At 69.5% G+C, this 23,642-nt stretch carries 24 protein-coding genes; 5 read left to right on the top strand and 19 right to left on the bottom strand.

Features of this window, described 5'->3' with window-relative positions:
• The first annotated feature begins 9 nt into the window (after positions 1-9).
• A complete protein-coding gene (locus ACZ6B8_RS06020; protein ID WP_471606391.1) occupies positions 10-765 on the top strand; it encodes a hypothetical protein in 756 nt (251 codons plus the stop codon).
• On the top strand, positions 762-1,367 hold the full coding sequence (locus tag ACZ6B8_RS06015) for a hypothetical protein (protein ID WP_471606390.1): 606 nt from the start codon (positions 762-764) through the stop codon (positions 1,365-1,367). The genes ACZ6B8_RS06020 and ACZ6B8_RS06015 overlap by 4 nt, the downstream gene beginning before the upstream one ends.
• A gap of 290 nt (positions 1,368-1,657) precedes the next feature.
• Here the strand turns inward: ACZ6B8_RS06015 and ACZ6B8_RS06010 are convergent, their stop codons facing one another.
• From ACZ6B8_RS06010 to ACZ6B8_RS05930, 17 genes are all read right to left on the bottom strand, one after another.
• Entirely contained in the window at positions 1,658-2,668 is a 1,011-nt protein-coding gene (locus tag ACZ6B8_RS06010) for a hypothetical protein (protein WP_471606389.1), read from the bottom strand.
• Positions 2,665-3,309, bottom strand: coding sequence for a hypothetical protein (locus ACZ6B8_RS06005; protein WP_471084238.1), 645 nt, complete (start codon positions 3,307-3,309; stop codon positions 2,665-2,667). The genes ACZ6B8_RS06010 and ACZ6B8_RS06005 overlap by 4 nt, the downstream gene beginning before the upstream one ends.
• A 390-nt stretch (positions 3,310-3,699) precedes the next feature.
• Positions 3,700-4,305 carry a hypothetical protein gene (locus tag ACZ6B8_RS06000; RefSeq protein ID WP_471606388.1) on the bottom strand — a complete coding sequence of 202 codons (606 nt, stop codon included), beginning with the start codon at positions 4,303-4,305 and terminating at the stop codon, positions 3,700-3,702.
• Positions 4,302-4,928, bottom strand: a complete 627-nt coding sequence (locus tag ACZ6B8_RS05995; RefSeq protein ID WP_471084244.1) for a hypothetical protein — start codon at positions 4,926-4,928, stop codon at positions 4,302-4,304. Before ACZ6B8_RS05995 ends, ACZ6B8_RS06000 begins: the two co-directional genes overlap by 4 nt.
• Positions 4,915-5,343, bottom strand: a complete 429-nt coding sequence (locus ACZ6B8_RS05990) for a hypothetical protein (RefSeq protein ID WP_471084247.1) — start codon at positions 5,341-5,343, stop codon at positions 4,915-4,917. Before ACZ6B8_RS05990 ends, ACZ6B8_RS05995 begins: the two co-directional genes overlap by 14 nt.
• Positions 5,344-5,395: 52 nt before the next feature.
• Positions 5,396-6,661 (bottom strand): putative T7SS-secreted protein, encoded by a 1,266-nt coding sequence (locus ACZ6B8_RS05985; RefSeq protein ID WP_471084250.1) that lies wholly within the window; start codon positions 6,659-6,661, stop codon positions 5,396-5,398.
• A 62-nt stretch (positions 6,662-6,723) separates the two neighbouring features.
• Positions 6,724-7,014, bottom strand: coding sequence for a hypothetical protein (locus tag ACZ6B8_RS05980; RefSeq protein ID WP_471084253.1), 291 nt, complete (start codon positions 7,012-7,014; stop codon positions 6,724-6,726).
• A gap of 63 nt (positions 7,015-7,077) precedes the next feature.
• Positions 7,078-8,094, bottom strand: coding sequence for a hypothetical protein (locus ACZ6B8_RS05975; protein ID WP_471606478.1), 1,017 nt, complete (start codon positions 8,092-8,094; stop codon positions 7,078-7,080).
• A 53-nt stretch (positions 8,095-8,147) separates the two neighbouring features.
• Positions 8,148-8,822: a hypothetical protein gene (locus tag ACZ6B8_RS05970; protein ID WP_471084256.1), complete on the bottom strand. Its 675-nt coding sequence runs from the start codon at positions 8,820-8,822 to the stop codon at positions 8,148-8,150.
• A gap of 533 nt (positions 8,823-9,355) precedes the next feature.
• The gene (locus ACZ6B8_RS05965) at positions 9,356-10,453 is read right to left on the bottom strand and encodes a hypothetical protein (protein WP_471606387.1); all 1,098 of its coding nucleotides are present in this window, start codon (positions 10,451-10,453) and stop codon (positions 9,356-9,358) included.
• Positions 10,443-12,923: a hypothetical protein gene (locus ACZ6B8_RS05960; RefSeq protein ID WP_471606386.1), complete on the bottom strand. Its 2,481-nt coding sequence runs from the start codon at positions 12,921-12,923 to the stop codon at positions 10,443-10,445. Before ACZ6B8_RS05960 ends, ACZ6B8_RS05965 begins: the two co-directional genes overlap by 11 nt.
• 220 nt (positions 12,924-13,143) lie before the next feature.
• A complete protein-coding gene (locus ACZ6B8_RS05955) occupies positions 13,144-13,875 on the bottom strand; it encodes a hypothetical protein (RefSeq protein WP_471606385.1) in 732 nt (243 codons plus the stop codon).
• 44 nt (positions 13,876-13,919) lie between these two features.
• The gene (locus tag ACZ6B8_RS05950; RefSeq protein ID WP_471606384.1) at positions 13,920-14,834 is read right to left on the bottom strand and encodes a hypothetical protein; all 915 of its coding nucleotides are present in this window, start codon (positions 14,832-14,834) and stop codon (positions 13,920-13,922) included.
• Between the two features lie 79 nt (positions 14,835-14,913).
• Positions 14,914-16,167: an enoyl-CoA hydratase/isomerase family protein gene (locus ACZ6B8_RS05945; protein WP_471606383.1), complete on the bottom strand. Its 1,254-nt coding sequence runs from the start codon at positions 16,165-16,167 to the stop codon at positions 14,914-14,916.
• 1 nt (position 16,168) lies between these two features.
• Positions 16,169-16,483, bottom strand: a complete 315-nt coding sequence (locus ACZ6B8_RS05940; RefSeq protein WP_471606382.1) for a hypothetical protein — start codon at positions 16,481-16,483, stop codon at positions 16,169-16,171.
• A gap of 152 nt (positions 16,484-16,635) precedes the next feature.
• Positions 16,636-17,682 (bottom strand): hypothetical protein, encoded by a 1,047-nt coding sequence (locus tag ACZ6B8_RS05935; protein ID WP_471606381.1) that lies wholly within the window; start codon positions 17,680-17,682, stop codon positions 16,636-16,638.
• A complete protein-coding gene (locus tag ACZ6B8_RS05930) occupies positions 17,673-18,353 on the bottom strand; it encodes a hypothetical protein (protein WP_471606380.1) in 681 nt (226 codons plus the stop codon). The genes ACZ6B8_RS05935 and ACZ6B8_RS05930 overlap by 10 nt, the downstream gene beginning before the upstream one ends.
• Before the next feature lie 208 nt (positions 18,354-18,561).
• Between ACZ6B8_RS05930 and ACZ6B8_RS05925 the strand changes: the two genes are divergently transcribed.
• Both ACZ6B8_RS05925 and ACZ6B8_RS05920 read left to right on the top strand, forming a co-directional pair.
• Entirely contained in the window at positions 18,562-19,089 is a 528-nt protein-coding gene (locus tag ACZ6B8_RS05925) for a DinB family protein (RefSeq protein ID WP_471606379.1), read from the top strand.
• A gap of 282 nt (positions 19,090-19,371) precedes the next feature.
• Positions 19,372-20,013: a hypothetical protein gene (locus ACZ6B8_RS05920; protein ID WP_471084280.1), complete on the top strand. Its 642-nt coding sequence runs from the start codon at positions 19,372-19,374 to the stop codon at positions 20,011-20,013.
• A gap of 200 nt (positions 20,014-20,213) precedes the next feature.
• Here ACZ6B8_RS05920 and ACZ6B8_RS05915 read toward each other — a convergent pair whose 3' ends face one another.
• A complete protein-coding gene (locus ACZ6B8_RS05915) occupies positions 20,214-21,116 on the bottom strand; it encodes a S1 family peptidase (protein ID WP_471606378.1) in 903 nt (300 codons plus the stop codon).
• Positions 21,117-21,287: 171 nt separating this feature from the next.
• Positions 21,288-22,304 (bottom strand): hypothetical protein, encoded by a 1,017-nt coding sequence (locus tag ACZ6B8_RS05910; protein ID WP_471606377.1) that lies wholly within the window; start codon positions 22,302-22,304, stop codon positions 21,288-21,290.
• 610 nt (positions 22,305-22,914) lie between these two features.
• Here ACZ6B8_RS05910 and ACZ6B8_RS05905 point away from each other — a divergent pair.
• Positions 22,915-23,628, top strand: coding sequence for a CpaB family protein (locus ACZ6B8_RS05905; protein ID WP_471606376.1), 714 nt, complete (start codon positions 22,915-22,917; stop codon positions 23,626-23,628).
• Positions 23,629-23,642: the final 14 nt, after the last annotated feature.

The following is a 23,642-nucleotide window of genomic DNA, read 5'->3' as shown; positions in this document are numbered from 1 at the left end:
GAAACGACCGTGGCCGAGCAGCGGACAACGGTGGCGGAACAGGTGACGGAGGCCGAGCAGGCGACGGTGGCCGCGCAGACGACGGTGGCCGAGCGGCGGCCGGACGATGAGGGTGGGGCGGACCACCGGAGCCTGACCGGGGACGACGGCCTCGAGGTCCGCTGGGTCATGCCCGAAGGTTTCCTCGAGCTGCCCTTCGAGGCCGAGGACTTGGACGAACTGGCCGACCAACTCCTCGAGTTCGCCCGGACCTCGCTGCCCGGCGCGGACGAGGAAGTACACGTCCAGTGGGCTGTCATGTGCGCGCTGAACTACGACGAGTTCATCGAGGCGGGGGTGCAGTACGCGGGCTTCGTCACGACCGAGGTCGACGGGGTCCGCTGCACCGCCACGGTCAACGTCAGCATGACCGACCTGGACGAGAGGGCGGGCCGCAACCCCGCCGGGTTCATCGCCACCACGCTGCGCCACCTCGACGTCGGTGAGGTCGACGAGGTGGCGCTGCCCTGCGGCCCGGCGGTGACGTGCGTCGGCAGCCGCACGGCGATGGTGGACGGTGGCCTCACGCAGTCCGGGCAGCCCGAGCCCATCACCACGTCGTTCATCCAGGTCCGGATTCCCGTGCGCAACGGGACCGCCCTGGTACTGGAGATGGGGACCCCGACCCCCGAGGGCTGGGACACCTTCTCCGCCATGTTCGCGGGCGTCGTGAAGAGCGTGCGGTTCTTCGACGATCAGCAGGCTCCTGTGGTGATGCCGGGGTGACGAAGACGCCCGAGCCCGACGTGTCGCCCCCGCCCCCGCCCGGGCCCGCGTCCCGGTCAGCCGCTCCCAGCGACTACCGGCTGCTGGTCCCGCGGGACTGGTTCCGTGTCGATCTCACCCAGGACCGGTGGCGGAGCCAGCTCAAGACCTTCGTGGACCTGCAGGCGGAGGGGAGGCCGGTCTCCGCGGACCTCACGCGGAAGGTCTGGTCCACGCTGCGCAACACGGCGGAGACGGCCTTGGCGCGCGGAGCCATGGAGTTCTACCTGCTGTCGACATCACGGGACGGCGGCATGCCCGCGTCCCTGCTCGTGTCGCTGATGCCGCTGGGGGAGACGCCCGCGGATCCGCACAAGTACGCGGCGTGGCTGGAGCTGCGGGAGCCGGAGGAGGGAGACCGCCGCCGGGAGGTCACGGTGGCGGACCTCCCGGCGGGCCCCGCCGTCCGCGTCCTCGGGCCCACGAGCCTGGACTTCCACGTCCATATGCCGGGAGGCGTCGGCTACCTGGTGCTCTCCTTCGCGGCACCGCTCATCGGGATGGCGGGCCCGATGGAACGGCTCTGCGACGCGATGGCGGGCTCCTTGGGGTGGGTGGAGTAGGACACGCCCTGCCGCCGTCCGCCCGGTCGGAACCTTCTCTTTCCGGGCAGGTCGAGTCCCGGGCAGGTCGAGTTCGTCGGCGTCCGGAGGGAAGGTGGCCGCGAGGGGGGGGGGACAGTGGGGTGGCCGACGCTACCTCGCGGGACCCGAGGCGCTCCGGGACGGGACGCGCTCCAGACCCTGGAGGGCATACCGCTTCGACGCTTCTGACGGACGGCCCGGCCCTCGTGCCGAGGGCTTCGCAGCAACGTCGTTTCGGTCGTAAGCAGGTTCCCGGCTGTCGGGAACGGTCATCGGTTGACGGCTTGCACTTCCTTGACGGTGACATCCTGTTGGAACGTCGACAGGCCGTCAGGGAGCTTCGGCTGCCGGGGAGGGCCCGCGGGATCGGCCGAGTCGGTCCACGTCACCTTCCAGGTGATCTGCGCCTGCAGAGGGTAAGTGCCGTCACCGGACGACTTCTGGTAAGCGATGTTGCAGCCGGACTCGGAAGTGTCCACCCGGTAGCCACCCTTGGCCTTGGCCAGGTCGTAGTCGCAGGTCTGCGGATCGGCGAATCCTGTGCCGGCGTCCACGCGAAGGCCCACGGGGGTCGCGACGGTCGTCGCGGCGATGTCGATGCCGAAGTGGTGGAAGCGCGCCGTCACCCAGACCGGTTCCAGGGGCGCTTCGAACTTCACGTGGGTACCGAGGTTCACGAGCTGGCTGTCGGCGCCGGGACGAAGGGTGACCGGAGGGGCGGGGAGCTTCGTCTCCGCGAAGGCGAGGCCGGCCAAGTCCTCGGGCGATATGGCGTCCGGAGGCTTGGGCTTGCCCTTCTCCACCCACTGCACCCCCGGAATCGCATTGCAGTGATCGAGGTCGCCGGGCCGCAGTTTGCCCGACTTCAACTGGCTTACGGCGTACGTGCGATACCACCACGCGCCGTCGTCCTCCTCGTGGAAGTCCTTCCCCTTGTCCCAGTTCTCGAGTTTCTTACCCGTCGACGGGTCTACCGGAGCCGTCTTCTTCAGGTACTCCTTGTACTGTTCCGGGGTGAATTTCGGCTGGGTCCAGCACACCGGAGGCTGCCAAGAGGAGTCGGTCGGCTGGATGTAGTCCGCCCCCTTCTTCTCCACGAAGTTCGTTTCGAACTGGACCTGGGCCGACACTGAACCATCACCGGAGCCGCCCCCTTGTTCCGTGCTCCCCGTCGGTGCCTTGTCGAGCCCGTCTCCCGCCGCCGCGGGCTGGACGGCCAGCAAGGACAGGAGGGCCGCGCCGCAGGAGGCGGCGACCAGACGGTTCCGCGCGTCCGTCACTGGCACTCCTTGGCATCGGACCGGCCGCTGAGCTCCTGGAGCTGCCATACGCCGCCGGGCGCCTTCCGGAGGATCGTGTCGTAGCGCGTGTAGTCGTTCGGTGTCGGCGTCGTGGGCTCGACCTTCTTGGTCTTGATGTCCTTGGGAAAGGCCTTCGTCTGGTCCTCGCAGTAGGAGACGTATGCCAGATCCGAAGTGTGCTGGGTGACCTTGCGGTCGTAGTAGCGGTACGTCCCGGAAATGGTCTTCCCCCGCTTCTTCGCCTTCTGCAGCTGCTGCGTGTAGAACGCCTTGGCCTTGCCGCTGAAGTACGTCGTGAGGAAGGTGGACTTGGGGTCGAGGTCCACCAGGACGCGCTGCCGCGCCATCAGTACTTCCGACTGGGCCCGCAGGATCGCGTCCTTGGCCTTGTCGCCGGTCTTGTCGAGCGAGATGTCGACCTTGATGTCGCTGGGCAGGCCGAAGTCGGCGACCTCGGCCGATGAGCCGGCCGATGTCTTCGGCTCGGGGGTGCTGTCGGCGTGGCCCTGCTCAGCTCCCTCGATCTTCTCGCCCCCGTCGGAGCCGTCGGAGCACGACGTCAGGGACAGCGCCGCGACCACGGCGAGTGCGGCAGCAACGGGCAAAGGGCGACGGTTCACGACGGGCTCCCAGAGGCGACGGACATGCAAAGCGTTCCGACGCTATCGGTGGCCTTCCAGGTATATCCAGGCAGATCCGGCTCCCGAAACGGGAGAAAGGGCCCGGATCAGGGAGAGGCGGACGGAAAAAGTCCTGAACTCGCCCGGGCAGGCGTGGGCCAACGGTTCCGCGATCCGGACTTTCGGGGCAGCGCCGGTCCACGGCAGCATGACCGGAAGCTGCGGACGCTCCCGCAGGACTTCGCTGATGCAGCGTTGCGCGGGGCCGGCAGAGCCCCCCGGGCCGGGCGCCGCAGAGCGGTGATCGGCCCCGCCCGCCTCAGTCCGCCCCGGAGCCGTGGTCGCCCGCCCTCGTCAGTCCGCCGCCGGGCCCCACCCTCGATCCACGTCTCACCGTTCCACGTTGATGAACAGACTCCGGGCGAAGTCGTCGAACTCGTCGATGTTCGACGTGACCCATCCGATGTCCTCGCCGAGCGTCCGTACGATGACGTCGATGCCGAGGGACTCCAGACGCCACGCGTAATTCACCGAGCAGCACATCGCCTCGGCCTTCGCCGCCACGAAGTAGCGGATCGATCGCTTGCCGCGGCCCAGGCGTTCGGTGTCGAAGTCGATGACCTCGGGGTCCTGTACGGCGCCCGGCTCGTTCTTCTGGACGAGCTCGTCCAAGGTCGCGTCGACGTCGCCCTCGCTCGGCCCCGCGTGCACCAGGAAGGTCAGGAACTCGCGTCGCGGGTCGGGGACGTAGAGGAAGATCTGGTGCGCCGGAACGGTCTTGGGGATCAGCTCGGCGGCCGAGTCGAGCTCGAAGGCGAGCATCTTGACCTGCTTGTCGTCGACCTCCTCGTCATCGACGAGCGCCCAGAGCAGCTCCGCGGTGCGCCGCGCCCACTTCTTGCGCTCGCGGGCCGCACGCCACCCGTCGCCGAGGATCGGCATGGCGGGCCAGACCGTGGCGTCGCTGTCCGTGTCGAGGGAGAAGGCGACGTTCACTCGGTCCTCCAGCGGAACGTGGTCATGACGGCGTCGAAGAGTTCGACGAGGAGCTCGGTGAAGTCGCTCTCGGGGTTGCCGTCACCGAGTGCGGTGAAGCTGACGACGATCCAGCCGGCGTCGCCGGCGGCCGACGGCACCGGCACGACGTAGTCGACGTGCCTCGACGCAGTGTCGGCGCCCCTCTCCGGATCGGCCGGCATCGTGCGCTCCTTGCGCGCCCCGGCCGAACCGTCGAGCTCCACGGGTTCGGAGTCCTCCGAGCCGGCGAGCAGTTGCGTCAGCACCTCCTGCCGCCTCACCCCCTCGCGCAGTTCGCCCTCGGGCTTGGCGACGACGATGGACGCGGCGACGAGCAGCCCGTGCATGGGCTCCACCGGCAGATACAGATCCACACCGTCGCGGCGCTGGGCCTCCTTCACCGAGGAGTTCAGCCGCCGGTACAGATCCAGGCGGGCGTCCGCCACCTTGTCCCTGGGCAGCTCCCGGGCGACCCGGTCGGCGGCGTCGTCGACGATCTCCTTGACCGCCTCCGCCGTGCCCTCCCGCAACGGGATCCTGGCCCACCCGGGAGGGATGACGAGGGTGTAGCCGAACGCGTTCCTGGTGTCAGCCGGCGGCATCGCGGCGGCTCCTTCGGTCGAGCATGCCGTGCGCGAGGGCGACGGCTCCGGGCAGAAGAGGGCAGAGCAGGACCACCGGGTGGTGGTGCATCAGCAGGAGCAGCGGAGCGAGCTGGGCGAGGCCGCCGCCCGCGAAGTAGAGAACGAACTCCCTGCGCCAGCGGCCCCGCCGACGCAGTACGACGACGCCGGCGGTCAGCAGCGCGACCGCGAGGAGCGGCAGCGTCTGCCCCGGTACGCGGAAGACTCCGGCCAGGGATTTCGGCAGCGCCCCGGAATCGATGAGGACCCCGCCGATGATGGCCACGACCAGAAAGGCGATCGGGGTCACGATCGTGATCCGCGCGTTCCTGATCACCGCGTCGTCCTCGGGGGAGAGGCCGGCGGCTGCTGCGGCTGTTCCGTTGTCCACCATGTGCGCGGCTCCTGGATCTGTACGTCGTCACGCCGGACGGGCGGCCTCGGCTCTACCAGGCGGACTGTGCCTGCGTGACGCCGTGGCCGGCCTTGAAGTCGTTGTAGGCGTCCCAGCTGGGCTTGTGCGGGAGGCCGAGCCCGTCGCTCGCCGCGTTCAGCGTGTCATTGTCCCCCAGGAGCTTGTCGCCCCAGTCGACGGCCGTACCGGCGTAGGCGGACCCCATGGCGACGCCGTAGGCGGCGTTCCCGCCCGCCTTGGCGCCGTGCGAGATGCCCTCTCCGAAGAGCCGCTTGTTCGTGGAGATGCCCTTGCGCAGGGCGGCGAGCTCGCTGTCCCCGAGGTGTGCCACGGTCGACCACTTGCCGGGCGGCGGCATCTCCTCGGCGACCCGTCCCGCACGTCCGGCGATGCCCTTGCGCAGGGCGGTCATCTCCCGGCGGACGGCGGCCTTCGTCGCGTCGTCGGTCGCGGTGGCCAGCCGGTTGGCCAGCTGGTTGCGCAGCGACTTGGTGCCGGCCAGACCCTGCTTGAGCTTGGTGACGCGCTGCACGGTGGACGCGGCGCGCGTCGTCTTGCTCGCCGCCTTGAGCCCGGCCATGGCGCCCCGGCCCATGCCCATGGTGAGCAGCCCGAAGGCGTCGAAGGCGACGTCCATCCAGGTGGCCTTGCCTGCCGCCACCAGGAGCATGCGGCCCAGCACGACGGCCACGCCCAGCCCGATCACCAGAAGATTGAGCCCCGGTACGAAGATCGCGACGATGGCCAGGGCCGTCCCGACCCAGCTGAGGACGTCGAGAAACAGTTTGAAGCCGTCCGCGTGTTCCTTGGCCCACCCGACCAGATCGTCCCAGGGGCTGTCCTCGACGGCGTCGTCGATCGCGTCCAGGATGTTGCGGCGGGCCGTCAACGCGTGGGTGCGGTAGTGCGAGGTGGCCTTGAAGAGGTCCTCCTTCGCCTCCTTGACGGCGTCCTCGTCCTTCTCGTCGGCCTGTGCCTTGTCCCTGGCCTTCTTGGCGAGACCCTGGGCGTGTTCCAGTTCCCTGGCCCAGGTGCGCAGATGGCCGGAGACTTTTTCGTACCGGCCCTTGGTCTTGTCGAAGCGCCCGGCGAGCTCGTCGGACTCCTCCTTCAGACTCTCCGCGTACTTCCCCTTGATGTTGTCGTCGTCGCCGAGCTGACGGAGCTTCTTGACCTGGCGGGACAGCGTTTCCGCGATGTCGGCGAGACGCTTCGCCTCCCCGCGTATCTGCTCCGGGTCGCCCGGGGTCGGGTCTGACTCGGCGATGGGGGACCAGTCGACCGGACGGCCAGCCACGCGCGTTCTCCCTTGCTTTCAGGCCTGCACAGACGGATTCCGTTCCGCTGCTTCGCGTTCCGCTAGTTCTTCTTGCGCTTCTTGGCCTCGGCCAGTTCCTTGTCGAGCTTCTCGAAGTTCTCGATCGACTGCTCGACCAGCTTGCCGACCTTCTCGATGCTGGTCAGGAGTTCCTTGCGGTGGTCGTCCCAGTTCGAGGTGAATTCGTCCATGGCGCCCGCGACGAACGGCGACCCGTATTCGTCCCGCAGGTCCTCCTGGTGACCGGAGCAGTCCTTGAACTCCTTGCGGACCGTGCCGAGGTCCTTCTTGATCGTGTAGAGGTAGGCGTAGTCCACCCCGAGGTCGGTCACCCTGATTTCCCCTGTCCGTGAATGTCTTCCGTCCGGTCCGTCCGGTCCGTCCGGCCCGCCCGGTCATCGGTTGATCGACTGCACTTCTTCGACGGTGATGTCCTGCACCACTTCGATCGTGCCGTCCGGCATGCCGACCGCATCGGCCTGGCCGGTGCCTGTCCAGCTGATCTCCCAGGTGAGGGCGGCCTTGAGCGGGAGGGTCCGGCCTCCGCTCGAACGTCGGTAGACGATTCCGCAGGCAGGGGTCTCCTTCGACTTCCCCTTCGCGTAGGGCTCGCCGATCCTGCCGTCGACGATGGGGCATTCCCCGCCGGCGGGCAGCATGGTGGCGTCCTCGGTGCCGGGGTCGAGCGTGAGCGACTTGGGCCTGGCGGTCGTCGTCGCCTCGATGTGGAAGCCGGGGACGTCGACGGCGGCCGTCGCCCGCACGTCGTCGAAGACGGCCTTGTCGAGCCAGGCCCAGGTGGGCAGATTCACCTTGGTGGTGCCGTCGGGGGCGAGGGAGACCTTGGTCTTCGGCAGTTCCATGTGCTGGTAGGCGAGGGCGGCGAGCATCTCCGGCTTGATGGCTTCCTCGTACCGGGCCGGCGGGGGTTCGCCGTTGTCGACCCAGAAGGGGATGTCGCTGCACGAGCTGCGCTTGAGGATGTCCGGCTCGTCGGGGTTCTCGACGGTGGCCCAGAACATTCCCTCGCCGTCCTTGTCGACGTTGTAGTCCTTGTAGCCGGGGGTGTCGGTCCAGCCGTAGTCATCCTCATAGTGCCGCTGCATCTCATTGATGGCCGCCCCCGCGTGTCCCGCCATCCCAGGTGCGCCCGCGGCTTCCTTGAGCTCCTTGGACATCTTCTTCTTGAATTCCTTGGCGCCGTACATCGGGGCGTACCAGCAGGGAGGGGGCGTCCAATTGACGTCTGCGGAAGCCACGTTGCCGCTGCCGCCGCTCTTGGCGACGGATCCGGAGTACCGGATCTTGGCGGCCGCGTAGATGCCCGTACCGGTGTCCTTGCCGCCGTCCGCCTTGGCGGAACCCTTGCCGTTGCCGATGTCCTCGTCGGCGTGCGCTGTACCGCCCGTCATGAGGGTGCCGACAGCGACCGCGAGGGTGAGGCAGGCGGCCGTGAACCGCGGGGTCACGCGCACTGCTTCGCCTTTTCCGTCACGAACACGAACGATGCCCGCCACAGGTCGTCCTTCCCCGGGAACTTGTTCATCACGATTTTGAAGTGGTCGTACGAGGACGCTCCGGAGGAATTCCCCTTGTGGGTCTTCTCCGTCTTCACTTCCTTCGAGAAGAATTTGCTGGAGTCCACACAGAACGCGACCTCGACCGCGTTGCCGTTGGGTGCCTTGCGTGTCTGCGCGCGGTAATGGCGGCGGGTGCCCGTCGAGGTGAGCCCGGCGTCGACCCGGCTCTGGATCTGGGTACGTGCGTAACTGAGACCCTTGTCGGTCGCGAACGCGGCCACGGCCGGGGTCTTCGCCGACTGCTCGGCGACTCCCTTGTAGATGGACTGCACGTAGTGCCGCGCGTCGTCCATCGCCGCGGCCTCGTCCTTGTCCTTCGGCCTGTCCCAGTCGAAGACCAGCTTCATGTCCGACGGCAGGGAGAGGTCCACACCGTCCGGCCTCTCGTCGTCCGAGGCCTCGGACGGGCCTGCGGACTTCTCCGGCTTCTCCGCCCCCTGGTCGGAGCCGGCGATCTTGTCGTCGTCCTTGGACGACTCCCCGTCTCCGCCACAAGCCGTCAGGAGCAGGGCAGCGGTCATCGTCAGCGCGGCGGTGACGGGCATGGTGCGGCGGTTCACGGTCGGCTCCCGGCGGATCGAGGGGTGGCTCCAACGGAGCGACGTTATCCAGGGGGCTGCTGGTTCTCCAGAGCCGATATCGGGGCAAGCCGTCGCATCCCGGTGGACCGTCATCGTGTTGTGACGAGGGAGATGGGGCGGGGTTCTGCGGGTGAGGAGGCGGAGGGGCGCGTCGCGGGACGCGCCAGGTCACCGCCGCCTCCGCGAGAACTCCCCCCGCCCCACCCGCCGCGCGAGCCCGGTTTCCGGGTCGGTGGTGCCCGTCAGGGAGCCGTAGCCCGTGGCGGCCCAGAGGCTCTTCTCCGCGTCGGCCTCGAAGTAGGGGATCAGCCGCTCGCCGGAGCCGTCCGCTGAGGTGGCGGCCTCGGTGAGTACCTCGGGTGCGCGGTGTTCGCGCAGTGCGTGGGCGCAGTCGGTGCAGGCGGCGATCCGGAGCTGGTCGCGGCGGCCCAGGGGGCGCCAGGTGACGCGGCGGGCCGCGCGGCCGTGCAGGGGGTTGAAGAAGCAGAGGGGGAGCGGGTCCGGGGTGCCGGTCAGGGCGTCGCGGCCCTCCGTGACCAGGGCCAGGACCCCGGCGAGGTCGGGCAGTCCGTGCGCGGCGTCGAGGACGGTGCCCGCGGCGGCGTACGCGTCCAGGGCCCCTGCAGTCCGGGCGTCGTCTCCGCGTCCGCGGCCCGCACGGCCTCGCCGAGGGCGAGCACCTCCGCCTCCGCGCGGCGGCGCAACTCGCTCTCGTCCGCCGTGCGCGCCGCGGCGAAGACCGCGTGGGGAAAGGTGAAGGGGGCCGTGGCGTGCGCGCCTCGCGGGGCGCGTCGACCGCGACGCCGGCGTACGGAACGTACGGAACGTACGAGCAGAGCCGCGCACGTCAGACCTGCGGCAGTCGCCGCCACCGGCACGAGCCACCCGGTCCACCCGGGCCGCTCGGGCCCGCCGGAGGCGTGGGACCCGGCGCCGGCGTCGGACCCGGCACCCACGTGGTCGGCCAGGCTCTCGTCCAGTTCCTCCGACGCCTTCGCGTACGCCTTCGTGCCCTCGCCCCGCGCGATCAGGTCGATGGCGCCCGCGGTCCGTTCGGCGAGGCCGGCGTCGTCGAACTCCTCCATGATGCCGACCGCGGCCGCCGCGTCGTCGGCCTGGTGCTCGTCGGCGGGCCATTCGAAGCCGTGGACGTCGTCGTTCCGGTCCTGCTCGGAGGTGAGGAGGATGAGGTCGCTGCCCGCGCCCCGGCCCGTCGGGTCCGCGCCCCGCCCCACCTGCTCCTCGTCCGCCAGGCGGTCGCGTACGACCGTCGCCAGCGTGCCGGGGTCGCCGTCGAAGGAGTCGCCCTTGGCGAGCGGGACGAGGACGACCTTGATGGGCAGGCCGGTTCTCCGGATCTGGGCGACGAGTTCCTTCTGGCGGGCGGGCGGCACGGCGGACGCCGCGTACGAGGGGTCGACGTAGACCGGTGAGGCGCGCAGGGCTTCGGCGATCTTCTCGCCGGGGCTGGGTGCGGGGACCGCTGCGGGGGTGGCGGAAGCGGGGACAGGCCCCCCGCCCGCCAGGCCCAGGGTGAGGGCGATGAGGGCGATGAGGGCGAGGATCGCGTACGGGCGGGCCGCAGCGCGGCGCTTCAGGTCACTGGACACCGACGTACTCCCGTACCTGGCGGATGAGTTGGGGTACTCCCTTGCGCGCGGCGCGCAGCGGTCCCGGCGCTTCGTCGTACGGGACGCGGGCCCCGCCCCTGCCGTCCGCCGGGCCCGGCAGGGTGAGGCGGAGGGAGTACGCGCGGCCGGGTTCCTCCGTCACGAAGAGGCGGCAGGCGGCGCAGACGGGGAGGGTGCGGCGCCGGCGGTCCTCGGGTGCGTACTGAATCTCGCGCCAGCCGGTGGCGAGGCCGTGCAGGGGGTTGAGCGCGCAGCAGGGCTTGCTGGTGTCGCCGCTGGCGAGTGCGGCGCGGCCGACGCGGGCGAGGGTGATGGCCGCGGCGAGGTCGGCCGGTGGCACGTCGTCGTCCACGCGCCCGTCGGGTCCGCCTGCGTGGGGCCCGCCTCCGTCCCGGTCAGCGGTGGGCCCGCCTCCGTCCCGGTCGGCGAGGAGCGTGGCGGTGTCGAGGCAGTCCCACACGCGGGTGCGGAGGGCGGAGGGCAGCGCGGCGTTCGGGTCGAACTCGCGCGCGAGGGCGGTTAGTTCCGCGCGAGCGGCGTCGCGCAGGTACCGGAGGGAGGGCGCGACCGGGGCCTCGAAGGGGGACGTCGGCCGGGCCGGTGCCCAGTCCGATCCCATGCCCTGCCCCGCCCCCGACGAGCCACCCGCCCCCGACAAGCCGCCCGCCAACCGCACCGGCCGACCGGAGCGCCGGACTATACCCGTAACGCCGAGAGCTCCGGCGACGAGCGCGAACACCACACCGGCACCGATCGCGCCGAGCATCAGCCCCGGCCAGAAGTCCCCGCTGAACAGCCGCGGCAGCGTGCTCTCCTCGACGGGGTCGGGGGCGGGCTCGCCGTAGGAGGAGGTCTCGGGCGCGTCCGTGCGGGGCGCCTTGTCGAGGAACGTCAGCAGCTTGTCGAGCCGCTCGCCGAGTCGATGGTCCTCGGAACGATCGTCGGAGTCGGCGTAACCGATCGCGTCCGGCACGTCCAAGGCGGCCAGGTTCGCGTCGATGCGTACGTCGTACGTGACGACGTCGATGCCTCCGGCGTACGGATCGGCGACTACGTAGACGCCGGGCTTGCCGAGCCGCGCGTGGAGAGCGTCGGCGAAGGTCTGCGGCACACCGGCGGACTCGTCCTCGCTGAGCTGCGGTACGAGGGCGACGTACACGGGCCCGCGCCGGAACTCGCCCATACGCGACCGGAGTTCGGATGCCCGCCGGGCGGAGAGCAGCCGCGGGCTGTCGGGTTCGGTGTAGACGGGGTCGCGCCGCAGTCCGTCGGCGACGCGTTCGACGCGGGCGCTCATGTCGGCGGAGGTGGGCAGGGGAGCGGCGTTCGACGTGGACTGGTGGAAGAGGGCGGAGGCGGTGACGGCGACGAGGACCGCGAGGGCGGCGGCGACGGTGGCTTCGATCCAGTGCAGACGGAACCAACGGGGCCCGAACCAGCGGGACTTGAGGTCGCCGCCACCGCCACCGCCACCGGTACCGAGCGACCGCCGCCGCGCCCCCCACCGCCACCGCCAGCGTCGTACGTACGGGACGAGCAGCAGCACGAGCAGCGGCAGGGCCGCGAGGGCGATGCCGGTCAGGAAGGACTGGTTGCGCCGGTCGGTGGGACCGACGTGCATCTTTTCGGGCTCCTTGTAGCCCTCGCCGTACGGCCCGTGCCCGCCGTACTCCTCACGCGCGGCCTCGGCACGCTTCGCCGCTTCGGCGCGCCCATGGGCGATGACGTCGACGAACCGCTCGAAGCTGAGCAAGGGCCCTGCGTCGTACGGGAGTTCGTACTGCTGCACCGTCTGCGCGTCGTCGGCGGGCACCCGCACCCCGAAACCGCCGGCCGCCACGACGGAACGCTCGTCCACGAGCACGAACAGCCCGTCCCGCCCGAGCCGATCGTGCACGGCCCCGAGCAGGGCCTGACTGTCACTGCTGCTCCCGCCCTCCGGCAGCACGAGAACGTAGGTAGGCACCCCGGTCCGCTTGGCGAGCCGGGCGAACTCGGGGGCGGTGGAGCGGGGAACGGCACGGGGGAGCTGGTCGGTGACGTAGACGGGGTCGGCGCGGAGATGGGCGGCGAGGGTGGCGGCCTGGGTGCGTGCGGTTGTGGGGGAGGGGGGTGCGCCGGGGATGCCTGGGGCGGCGGTGGCGGCTGGGGCGTTGACGGTGACGGTGATGGCGACGGTGGCCAGGAGGGGGAGGAAGGGGAGCCGGGGGAGGAGAGCGCAGGCCGACAGGAGCCTGCGGAGGAGCGCCGACCGGGCGGATCCGGTGCTGCGGCGGCGCGGGGGGCGGGGGGTCTTGTGGTGCGGGGGGCGCGCGGCCCAGCGGCGCGGGGGGCGTGCGGTCCTGTCGTGCCGGCGGCGTGCGGCCCAGTTGCCCTGGCGAATCCCGCCACCACGGACGCGTGCCACGCCCTCCGCCGCCATGCGCGCTTCTTCGGCCCCCTGTTTCATGGGCGCACTTTACTGACGCGACGTATTCGGGGGCCATGGGGAATGGGTGTGCGGAACGGCGGGCGCGGGTAACGGCGTTGGCGTCAGGAGTCCCCGTTCCGGAGGACTCCGCCGCGTCGCCCTCGTCGACGCGTGGGTTCACGGGCCCATGAGTCGGTGTGCTGCCCTGATCCCGTGCTCGGCCGCGGAGACGGGCGGGCCGCCGGTTCATCAGCTCGCCTCAGCTCGCCGTTTCGACGAACTCGATCTCGGGTTCCTCGAACGACACGCTCTGAAGCACGGCCGTCATGATGTTGCAGAATTCGACCCAGTAATCCGTGGACGCGGTGTGCAGCGTGAAGACTGCGGTAAATGGGCCCGTGGGAAACGGGACATGGACCTGTATCTGTCCCGTGAGGAGCTCTGTCGCCTCGCCGGTCGCCGTGATCTCCGGGTTCAGCTTGTACTCGGTCAGCGTGACGCACGAGACGGCCGGGCCGCACGGCAGGTCGAGCCAGCGCGCGTCGTTGTGAGCGTCGTCGGAGAGGACGGCGAGGATTCCCTGGGCGACTGTCTCCGTGTCGCCCGCAGCCTGGTCGGTGGGGACGGCGGCCAAGGTGAACGCGCACTGGGCGACTCCGGCGGAGGGCTCGTGCCCGGCGGCCGTCTCGTCTCCCGCCTCAGTTACGTCCGCCGTGGAGAAAAGCCCCATCGCCGAGTACGAGACGCCGGCCGCCGCCATGAGCTGGGCGAGACCTGCGTAGTACGGGACGGCCGGCTCCCAAATGTGCTCGTCTCCACGGGAGTAGAGCCCGCGTACGAATTCCTCGGCGCGTTCGGTCCGCCCTTCCGGTGTGGCGGCGAGGGGGAGGGCGTGGAACCCGTCGGGAACGTGGAACCAGATGGGTGGGGGATCGAGTTGGTCGGCGGGGGCGGGCGGGAGCGTGTTCGTGGGATTGAGGGGGAAGGTCATGGGGTGTGAGGCGTCCCGGTCTGATGCGGAGGCGGAGTCACGGGTCAGAGGTCTTCGGGGTGATGGTCGCCGGGCTGCAACTCACTGCCGTCCGCGTTCATGCTCAGGTCGAGGGATCCGGCACCGAAGAATGAGTCGAGCTTGCTGGATACCACGGCCTCAGCGCGGTAGTGCCCACATGGCAGGCGCCTGACGAAGGGCTCCAAGGGGCCTGGAGCACGGGCGGTGGCGAAGAAGTTGTCGACGGAATCCCGCTGCGCCTGCGTCAGGGATTCCGGGGGGATCAGATCGAGAGGGGAATACAGGTGTCGAATCAGAGGGGACCGGGACATTGCCCGCAGCCTGCACCATGAGCCGTCGCTGAAGAGGACCTTGAAGTCCCGCCCGTCCTTGAAGTCGCGTGGCTCGACCTTGCTGATGTTCGACCGGGGGATCTCCCAGAGGACTTCGTCCTCGATACGGGCGAGGTCCTTCTTGTAGAACGGAAGGCCGACGATGACCAAGCGTCGATCGGTGACGATCGCATGTGTGCGGTAGCGCTTGTCGTTCGAACGCCCGGGGTCCAATTGCCAGGGCAGGGTGCGGGCGATGGTGCCCGGCGCGGCCCACATGACGGGGAAGTCTTCGACTTCATCAGCGCGGTCGTCAGGGGTGTCGGAACCGGAATCGCCGAAGGCGCCACCGCTGAGATTGCCTCCGGCCGAGCTGAGAACGGCCATGATGGCGCCGCCCACGGCCATCAGACCGCCCTTGCCGGCCTTTCGTGCGATCGAGGCACCACTTGAATGATGGGTGTATACGGGACCTTCGGGCCAGCCGGGCAATTCTTTCTGGATGTCGTTGCGCTCGGTGTCACGGAACCAGCGCATGCCCTTGACGCGCATGGCCTCGCCCGTGGCGAAGGTGACGTTCTTGCGGGCCAGGACCGTCTCGCCCGGTTGAGGCTGCCAAATTTCCATGGATGTGTGACTCTCCCTCTTCGACGCAGTCGGCTACGTCATCCGGCGCATCGGCCCGGTCCTACCGCGTCGCATGCTCTCAGTTCCCCGATGCCGACTGCGCGAATCGATCACCGGGAAAGAGGGCCTCGCTCGTATGCTGGTGAATGCTCGTGATCTTGGGGAAGATCTTGAGTCCCGCGTCCATGGCGATACCCGCCCCCACGGGGTCGATGTTCACCTTGGGAATCATGTTGAGCCCCTTGGAGCCGAGCCATTGGCCCTCGTGATAGCCCGCGGCGGCCAGCCCGCCCATGCGGGATTTCAGCCCACTGGTGGCGTGTGCCACCTCGTAGATGTCATCGGATTTTCCGCCGATCTTTACGAGGCCACCCACGCCGAATCCGCCGGTGAGCTCCCGTGAGGTTTTCCCGAAGGCCATGAGCATTTTGCCGTTGCCGACCGAGGTGTATTTGAATCCCTCGCCAAGATTGGTAGCCGCCTTGACTGCCCTGGCTTTCCCGACGACCTTGGTGGCCTTGCTGAACATCCCGATCCCTGGCATGAGCCCCACCGCGTCGAGCCCCATGGTCGCCCAACTCACGTCGGCCCCGCCCATTTTGGCGAGCCCGTGCGCGCCCAGCGCGAGCCCGCTGGTGATGAGGGCGGCCGTACCGAAGACGGCAGCGAGGGGTGGGAACGGCAGCGTGACGATGGCCAGGAGGCCCAGGACGGCGGTCAGGTCGCTCAACAGGTCACCGATCAGTTTGATCAGGTCCGCGTGGTCCTGGAGCCACTTGCCGGCCGCGTCCCACGCGTCGGCGACGCCCTTGGTGAGCTTGTCCCAGAACCCCGGCTCGTCCGGTGCGATGTCACCCGCCTTGTCGAGCTCCTTGCTGATCGCCCCGGCGGCCTTGCTGTAGCGGTCCTCCAGGTCGTGGACGTCGGCGATGACCGTGGTGACCTCACCCGACGCCTTGCCCATCTCCTTGGTGCCGAGCTTCGCCTCCGACCGGGCCTCCAGCTTCTCCCCGGCCCGCTTCTCCAGTCGGTTCGCCTCCTCCTGGAACTCGTGAAGCTCCCGCGCCCACCGGTGCAGCGCGCGCGAAGCCTTGTCGAAGGACTCGTGGCTCTTGCGGATGAGCGGAGTGACGTCCTCGCCTATGTACTCGGTGAAAGCGAGGGCCGCCTTGCCCTTCCAGGCGCCGCACTCTATTCGTTCCAGGTCGCGGACCGCGGTGCCCAGCTCGGACGCGAGGCCGCCGAGTTTCTTGGCGAGGTCGCGGGTGTCCTCCACGCTGCCCGGCGTCGGGTCCCAGCCGATGTGGGGAAAAGCGGGACGCTTGCCCGTCACGTCACTTCCCCTTCACACGGGCCGACTTGTGGGTCGACTTGAGCGACTCGGCGAGGGCCTGGTCCAGCTTGCTGAACTCCGTGTCGATCTTGTTGATCATCTTGACGGCGCCCTGCGTGTGCTTCCCCAGCTGCTTGATGCCGTAGCCCCACTCGTCGGCGAACTCGTGCACGTCCTCGATGAGTTCCTTGGCACCGACCACCGAGCCGTCCGTGCCCTTGAGGGTGCGGCGCGCGGCGTCCATACGGTCACTGACCCCGGAGAACGTTCTCTTGAGGTCCTCGAAGACCGTGCCGTCGAGCCGAAGGTCGCTCATGAGTCGTGCTTCCGTTCTTCGTCGGGTGGGGGGATGGGGCGGCGCGCCGTCCGGACGGTGGCGGTGGCGGTCACGATGCGTGCCGTAGCCAACGATATTCACGATATGCGTGAGGCCTGTGGGGCGGAGGGGCAGGGGGCTCCTTCCGGCCCTCACCGGTTGACGGACTGGATCTCCTCGACCTTGACCGGCTGGTCGTTCCCGTATTCGCCGTTGGGGAGCGTTCCTCCGGGGCTGTTCGTGCCCTTCCAGGTGATCTCCCAGGTGGCCGTGGCCTGGAGGTCGTACGTGCCCTGTCCGGAGGAGCGCTGGTAGACGACGCCGCACGGCGGGGTCTGCTCCGCCTTGCCCTTCGCGTACGGTTCGCCGATCGAACCGTCGTCGTTGAGCTCGCACGCCCCCGAACCGGGCAGCACCTTCGCGTCGTCCGTACCCGGCTTCAGGGTCAGCGCGACGGGCTTCGCGGTGGTGGTTGCCTCGATGTGCAGTCCGGGTGCGTCGAGTGACGCGGTCACGGACACGGGCTTGAACTCACCCTTGTCGAGCCAGGCCCACGTGGGCAGGTTGACCTTGGACGCGTTGCCGGGGGCGAGGGAGACCTTGGTGCCGGGCACCTTGATCTGGTCGTAGGCGAGGCCCGCGAGGATCTCGGGGCTGATGACGTTCGGGACGTCGGGGGTTTCGCCGTTCTTGACCCAGAAGGGCGGCTTGTTGCATTTCTGCTGTTCTTCGAGTGTGGCGTCCGGGCTGAATTGCGCGCCCCACCACATCCCCTCCTTCTCCTTGTCGATGTTGTAGTTGTCCTCGGCGTATGCCTGGTTCTCGTCGGACATGTCGTTCAGGGCGTCACGCGGGGCTTCGGGGTCGTGCCGGGCCCCGAAGTACAGCCGGTCACGGAACTCGCGGAACTCGCTCGCCTTCCACTCCGGTGCATACCAGCAAGGAGGTGGCGCCCAGTTGGGGTCCACCGAGGTGATCGGGCCGGAGCCGGAGCCGGACCCGCCGCCCCCGGCCTTGGTGTAGCTGATGCGTGCGACGGCACCGACGGTGTCGTCCTTCTTGGTGGCCGACGTGCTGCCGTTGCTGATACCGGGGTCCTCGCCGGCGACGGCCGGCGCACCGGCGATCAGCACCAGTACCAGTGCCGCGCCCGTGGCTGTGGCCGAGAGGAGCGATATCCGCGCGGTGGTCACCTGCATTCACCAGCCTTGTCCTTGACCTGCACCTTCTGCGCCCGCCACAGTCCCTCGGAGTTCTTGGAGGGCTTCATGAGGACCTGCCACGAGTTGTAGTCGCTGATGCTCGGCTCCGTGTGGTGCACCTTCTTGGTCCTCACTTCTTTGCTGAAGAGCTTGCTGCTGTCGCTGCAGAAAGTGACGACGGAGGATTCCTTGTTCTCGGCGGGGGACACCTTTGTCCGGGTGAAGCGCATCTCACCGCTGATGCTGAGTCCCCTGTCGACGCGCTGCTTGATCTGGTCTTTGGCGTAGGCCTGCGCGGGGCTCTGCGCCTCGGAGTAGAACTTGTAGGCCGCGTTGTTCACGTCCTGCTTGACGATTCCGTACCGGATGGCGCGGACGAACGCGCGGGCGTCGTTCATGGCCGCGGTCCGGTCGGGGTCGGTGACGCCGGCCCGGTCGAAGGTGAGGCGTACGTCCGACGGGAAGGTCATCTCGGGGCGGTCGATCTTCGGGGTCGCACTTTTCTCCGCGCTCGGCGCCCCGCTCTTCTTCGTCCCTCCATCATCCGCCCCGGCGATCTTGTCCTTCCCTGAGTCGTCGTCACCGTCACCCCCGCATCCGCTCAGCAGCAGGGCAGCGGCGGCCGCCAGGGAAACGGCGGTGACGGGGAAGGTGCGACTGCGGTTCACGTGTGACTCCCGGTGGGGCGACAGTTCGGCGAGCGATCCGACCGTACTGAAGCGGTCAATGGCTTCGCTAGAGCGATTTCGCACACACGCCGACGGCGTACGAGCTCCTGTGCAAGCTCCGTGTGCGAGCCCCGCCGACCCGGTTGATTGCCCCTCGCGCGGGGCGAAATCCCGTGCGCCGTCACGCCGCTGCGGCCAAGATGGCCGGATGCCCATAGAACCGCCCGCCTTCCCGTCCCGCCGGACCGAACCCCCGTCCTCCGGCGCCGGTGAGCGTGCCTCGCTCACCGCGTTTTTGCAGTACCAGCGCGAGACCCTCGCGATGAAGTGCGCCGGGCTCACGGCCGATCAGCTCAAGGAGCGGGCCGTACCGCCCTCCGACATGTCGCTGCTCGGGCTCGTCCGGCATCTCGCCGAGGTGGAGCGCAGCTGGTTCCGCAACGTCCTGAACCGCGAAGCCGCCAGAGCGAACTGGCAGGGGCGCGTGCCGGGCGAGTACGCCGACTTCGACGTGGCGGACGCCGACCCCGACGAGGCGTTCGAGGTCTGGCACACGGAGTGCGGGCGGTCCCGCGCCATCGTGGACGCGGTGGACTCCCTGGACGCCACCGTCGACTTCCGCGACGAGACGTACTCGCTGCGCTACATCCTCACGCACATGATCGAGGAGTACGCGCGCCACAACGGCCACGCCGACCTGCTCAGGGAGCGGATCGACGGAGCCACGGGGGAGTAGGGCGGGCCCGTAGGGGAGCGGATCCCGGCGGAAGGGGGGGCGGATCCCGGAAGGGGGCGGATCCGGTAGGGGGCGGGGCCCGCGGCCCGGGGCCCGTAGGCTGGCGGTCGAACTGACAGTCGTACCGGCGGACCGGAAGCCCGGGAGGACGGGAGGCCGACGCGACGGGAGACCGGCGCACCGGGAGGCCGGAGTGCCGGCGTCCGGAGGGTCGGAGCCCGGTCCGCCGGGGGACCGGAGGCCGGAGACCGGCGAAGCACCGGGGACGGGGAGAGTGCCTGCATGGCCCGCTACACACCACCGCAGACCATCGCGCGCGGCGGATTCAGCATCAAGGTGCCGGAGACGTGGTGGGAGTTCGACGTGCGGCCCGAGTCGCGCGACGCCGCCATCCGGCAGATGATCAACGACCGGGTCCGCGCGCGCCCGGAACTGGCCCCGCACCGGGAGACCTTCGAGGCGTTCCTGCGCAAGGCGGCGAAGGACGCCTGGCAGTCCGGCGCGCTGTACTGCGGCTGCATGGCGGAGAGCTTCGGCGGCGACACCCCGGTCACCGGCTCTGTCACCGTCTCCCTGGTCGGCGCGCGCACCCCGAACGGTGACGTCCTGCCCACCGACCCCGAGCGCATCGTCGCTCAGCTCGGCGTGCGCGAGGCGAAGCGCGAGGGCGACGCGTGGCGGAAGGTGACGACCGTCGACATCCCGGGCGTCGGCCTCGCGGCCCGCACGCACGGCATCGAGGACATCTCCGTGGACGGCGACGAGCGCACGATGCGGGTCGTCCTGATGCAGACGTTCATCCCGGTGCCGGGCCAGGAGGGCAAGGTCGCCCTCGTCTCGGGCAGCAGCCAGATCCTCGACCTCGCGGACTCGTTCTTCGACATCTTCGACGCGGTGACCTCTACGTTCCGCTTCGCGGAGTAACGGAGTAACGGATTAGCGGAGTGGTGGGGTAGCGGAGTGGTGGGGTGCCACCGGCCCGTAGCCCGTAGCCCGTAGCCCGTCGCGCCACCCCGGGGAGGCCAGGAAGACGACGGCCCGGGGCCGCGATGACGCCCCGGGCCGTCGATCACTCGTGGAACAGCCGCGGATCAACCGCAAATCAACCGCGGTTCAACCCCGGTTCAACCCCGGTTCAGCGCCCGCCTCACCTTCTTGCCCGCCGCCGACTCCTCCAGCGTCTTCCACAGCTTCGCCGAGCTCAGCGACGTGTAGACGCCGGGTGCGCCCTGCGCTCCGCAGCCGTCGCCGTACGAGACGACGCCGATCAGGATCGGGGTCTCGCGGCCGGGGACCTTGCGGAAGACCGGGCCGCCGCTGTCGCCCTGGCAGGAGTCCTTCGTCTCCACTCCGGCGCAGAAGTTGACCTTCGCGTCGTACTCCTTGTAGCTCGTGCGGCACTCCGCGTGCGAGAGGATCGGGACCTTGACCTGGCGCAGGCGGTCGGGGCTGTGGGTCAGGTCCGTGTCCGTGTTGCCCCAGCCCGTGACCGTCGCCTTCTGGCCCGGGCGGATCAGCGCGTCGGTGCCCTGGGTGGGCAGCGGCACCGCGGAGATGCCGCGCACCGGCTTCGCCAGCTTCAGGAAGGCGACGTCGTAGGCCTCCTTGCCCTTGAGATAGCGCGGGTGCACGACCACGCCGCCCTTGGCGATGTCACGTATCCGGCCCTGCCGGGCGGAGAGGACCGTGCGGCCCACCGCGACCTGGAGGGACTTCGGCTTCACCGGCTTGCCCGCGTCGTCGACCATGCAGTGCGCCGCCGTCACGACGGTGTCCGGCGTGACGAGGCTTGCGCCGCAGAACTGACGGTCGCGCACACTGCCCGGGCCCTTCTCCAGGACCGCGGTCATGAAGGGGTAGGCGTCGTTCGGGACCTCGGTGCCGCCGATGATCGCGTGCGCCGAGGGTGCGGAGGTGGCGACCAGCGCGAGGGCGGCGGTCGTCGCGGCGAGGGCGGCGGCCGCGGGGGTCTTCCGCACGCGCGCGGGGCGCGCGGGCGTGGAGGTGGGGGTTCTCTTGACGTTCATGGGGGGTTGTTTCTCTTTCTTACGACAGAAAGTGACTCGCTCCGCGCGTGAAAGGTCTGGACCACAATGCGTCAACGGCGTTTACCGACACGTCATTTGGTAGGCCGTCGAACCATTCCGGTCAGCGGAATTCCGCGCTGAAAAGAGAGAGTCGAATCGCCCCATCCGGGTTCACTCCGCCGCGCGCTCGGTTTCCGCCGCCAGCAACTTCCGCAGGGGCAGGGACAGTTCCGGAATGCGCACGCCCGCGGCCTGCGCCGCAGCCAGCGCCCGCACATAGGTCACCGCCTCCTCGCGCAGCGCCTCCCTCTCCCTGCCCCGGCGCGCACCCGCCACCCAGGTCATGATCGCCGCGGGGATGAGGACCCCCGCGAGCAAGGCGCCCGGTACGTCCTCCGTCGCGCCGTAGCTCACGCCGATCACCCCCGCGATGAACAGCAGGCAGCCGCCCTCGCCGTGCCGGCCTCCGTCCTCCGCTGTCGCCTCGTAGGTGGAGACCGCGAACGGCTTGGCGGGGAGGGAGGGGGTGTGCGGGGCGCGTGCCGCATCGCGCACCCGGGCGTCGGGCTCGGGCTCCGACGGCTGCGGTGTCCCCCCGGACGGCGTCCCCCCGGACGGCGTTCCCCCGGACGGTGTCCCCCCGGATGGCGATCCCCCGGACGGCGTCCGCTTCACCTCGTCGTACACGGGGATCGGCGCCGACCCCTTCCCGCTCGTGTTCTCCGACCGCCCCACCAGCCAGTCCGGTATGTGCGTCACCGGCACTCCGTACGCCCGCGCGAGACCGATCACCTCGCGGTAGCCGGCGAGCTGCGGGTGCAGCAACTCCCGCCTCCAGCAGCGCCGTACGAGGACCCAGAGCCAGCCGCCCACCAGCAGCAGCGGAAGAGCGGGGCCGTAGAGCACGGCGGGCGGCTTTCCGGCGAGGGCGGGGACCCCGGGCGAGACCACCGGCCAGACGACGGCCGCGACCACGGCCAGGCATCCCAGCCAGACCGGTGCGCTGGTGCTCACCCGGGCCACAGCCTTCCGGCGCTCCTTGAGCAAGGTGGCCGTCGCCGCGTCGTCCGTGTAGTCGAAGCCGCGCCGGACGCCGATCTCCCGTACCGCCGGGAGGAGTCCGGGCGCCGAGGCCAACGCCGCCCGGGTCACGGGGAGGAGCTGAGGTCGGTCGGTGGGGGTGCTCATCGCGGAGCCAAGTCCCTTCGTGAACGGCGGGGATGGTGGGGATGGTGGGGGTGGTAGGGACGGTGCGGGCACTGCAGGAGGTACGGGCACTGCAGGAGATACGGACAGTGCAGGAGGTACGAGTGGTACGGGCGGTACGGGCGGCAGGATCGCTGCGCCGGGCAACGGTGCCGAGCCACGGGAACCACCCCGCCCCCCACCCGCGTCACCCATGAGGCTGACGGATCATGGCATGGCCGGTTCGGGACCCGGGGCCGGGGTCCGGGCCAGGGGGAGGAGCATGTGGGAACCGTGTGAAGGCGCCATCGGGCCTCCCCCCGAAGGGCGTTGTGCAAAGGGTGTGGATTCGCGTACGCACACGATTCGGCGCGCGCGGGACGCAAGGATGGCATCGGAACCAAAGGGTGTGGATTGCACGTGGATAACGATGCCCGGTGTGAGGTTCGCGATCTTTAACGCGCCTTGAGGGGCTTATGTGCTGCTGATACGGTGCGATGACTTGACACTGAGTCTGAGGCTGAATAGTTCGCCTGAGACAGGCAGATGAGCCGAGAGTGTCGCGAATGAACGAAATTGACCGAATCTTCTTGGGTGTGCGGGGAGCAGTTGCGTGAAGATCCAGGAGCGTATGGGGGCGGGCAACAACCGTTCCGCCGCGCCGGCTCAGCAGGCGGTCGGTGAGCGCCTTCCCGCGCCGCCTCGCGAGCGCAAACCGGCACTCGCCGCACTGGCCGTCCTCCTCATCCTCGTCGGCGCCCTCGGCGCCACCGTGCTGGTGCTGCGCGCGGGCGACCGGATCGAGGTCGTGAAGGTGCAGAAGGAGATTCCGGCCGGCGAGGCCATCACCGAGGGCAGCTACACCACGGTGATGGTCAACGACGACAGCTCGGCGCACTTCATCAAGAAGTCCCAGCTCGGCCAGCTCAAGAAGCTGAAGGCCAAGGCCACCATCTACCCCGGCACCGTCGTCGTCGGCGAGATGTTCGGCGCCAAGGCCACCCTGCCCGCGGGCAAGGCCTCCGTCGGCCTCTCCCTGAAGGAGGGCCAGTACCCCGCCGACCTGAAGGGCGGAGACACGGTCGCCGCCTACCCGGTCGTCGCCGGCACCTCCACCGGCAAGGGCTCCGCCGGCGGTTCCACGAGCGGCACCCCGCTGGTCGCCGCCGCCAAGGTGAGCTCCGTCATCGTCAAGAGCGACGCCACCGTCAGCACCGGCAACCAGAACGTCACGCTGCTCGTCCCGCAGGACGAGGTCGGGCCGCTCGCCAGTGCCGCATCCGAGGGCCAGGTCGTCCTCGTCCGCATCCCGTCCGACGCCAACTAGAGGCGAGTACAAGA

This window comes from Streptomyces sp. NPDC041122 (genome assembly GCF_055592445.1).
Note: the sequence above shows the minus strand (reverse complement) of the source record. Positions and strands in the feature narration are given on the sequence as shown.

Coding starts and splice junctions, on each gene's coding strand:
- ACZ6B8_RS05995 (WP_471084244.1), bottom strand. CDS start 4,928: ATGCCGCCGGCTGACACCAGGAACGCGTTCGGCTACACCCTCGTCATC.
- ACZ6B8_RS05990 (WP_471084247.1), bottom strand. CDS start 5,343: ATGGTGGACAACGGAACAGCCGCAGCAGCCGCCGGCCTCTCCCCCGAG.
- ACZ6B8_RS05975 (WP_471606478.1), bottom strand. CDS start 8,094: ATGACGGGCGGTACAGCGCACGCCGACGAGGACATCGGCAACGGCAAG.
- ACZ6B8_RS05960 (WP_471606386.1), bottom strand. CDS start 12,923: ATGAAACAGGGGGCCGAAGAAGCGCGCATGGCGGCGGAGGGCGTGGCA.
- ACZ6B8_RS05955 (WP_471606385.1), bottom strand. CDS start 13,875: ATGACCTTCCCCCTCAATCCCACGAACACGCTCCCGCCCGCCCCCGCC.
- ACZ6B8_RS05950 (WP_471606384.1), bottom strand. CDS start 14,834: ATGGAAATTTGGCAGCCTCAACCGGGCGAGACGGTCCTGGCCCGCAAG.
- ACZ6B8_RS05940 (WP_471606382.1), bottom strand. CDS start 16,483: ATGAGCGACCTTCGGCTCGACGGCACGGTCTTCGAGGACCTCAAGAGA.
- ACZ6B8_RS05935 (WP_471606381.1), bottom strand. CDS start 17,682: ATGCAGGTGACCACCGCGCGGATATCGCTCCTCTCGGCCACAGCCACG.
- ACZ6B8_RS05925 (WP_471606379.1), top strand. CDS start 18,562: ATGCCCATAGAACCGCCCGCCTTCCCGTCCCGCCGGACCGAACCCCCG.
- ACZ6B8_RS05920 (WP_471084280.1), top strand. CDS start 19,372: ATGGCCCGCTACACACCACCGCAGACCATCGCGCGCGGCGGATTCAGC.
- ACZ6B8_RS05915 (WP_471606378.1), bottom strand. CDS start 21,116: ATGAACGTCAAGAGAACCCCCACCTCCACGCCCGCGCGCCCCGCGCGC.
- ACZ6B8_RS05910 (WP_471606377.1), bottom strand. CDS start 22,304: ATGAGCACCCCCACCGACCGACCTCAGCTCCTCCCCGTGACCCGGGCG.